At 29.8% G+C, this 856-nt stretch carries 1 protein-coding gene; it reads right to left on the bottom strand.

Features of this window, described 5'->3' with window-relative positions; translation table 11 throughout:
- Window positions 1–856, bottom strand: an 856-nt coding sequence (locus tag QZ357_RS06215) for a hypothetical protein (RefSeq protein ID WP_290773280.1), incomplete at both ends; no start/stop codon positions are given.

The raw sequence follows: 856 nt of genomic DNA, 5'->3' as shown, positions 1-856 counted from the left end.
TCCTTTCATAACGGGAAAGCCTGTTCATATTAACACTGGTTATTTTACCATTTTCAAGCAGTTGTCTTGACTGTTCGGCAGAAAAAATTATGTCACCTTTTTTGTATTTAAAAAATTCTGCTGAATCTTTACCGATGGTAAAGTAATTACCATTCCTGACGATTATTTCTTCGCCAAGTTCTGCACCCAAATGAGTACCACTTGGTGCATTACCATCACTACCATTAGCATGAGATTTTCCAAATAAACCACCAGCGAAAAACTTTGCAACATTAGATAAAGGATTGCTACTGCTTTTTAATTCACTTTCAACTTCAAGTTTTGCTTTTAAAGTAGGGGGGAGGCTATCAAGAACTTGACTATAATCTGCATGATAATAAACTGTACCATCTGTATCTTTATCTGATTTCTCAAAATCTTTAACTGCCTTATCGTCAACTTCCGTATCAACAACGGCAACAGTACCTAAACCTAATTTTGAAATTTTATCTTGAAAATCTTTACTACCAATTAAATTATTAATAGATTTTAAAAAGGCATCTTTTGAAGAAGTATCAATTTCTAAACTAACTAATATTTGTTTGCCAGTTTTATTTCCATTTTGTTCCTTTAAATTTTCATATAATTCATTTATAGCATTATCGGCTTGTGTAGTATCAGCACCTATTTCAAGATTTATCTTTTTATCATTGATATTTTTATTGAGAGATTCGATTAAACCATATATAGTAGTAGCTTTGGTTAAATAATCTTTAGAAACAACCTTATTATTAAAATCTTTATAATAAGATATATTTCCGTATCTATCATAGCCACCAATATAATTATTTATATCTGTATCTACATTATATATACC

The organism is Anaerofustis sp., from assembly GCF_019420015.1.
In the GTDB taxonomy this organism is placed as follows: domain Bacteria; phylum Bacillota; class Clostridia; order Eubacteriales; family Anaerofustaceae; genus Anaerofustis.
This window is presented reverse-complemented; position numbering and strand designations above follow the sequence as displayed.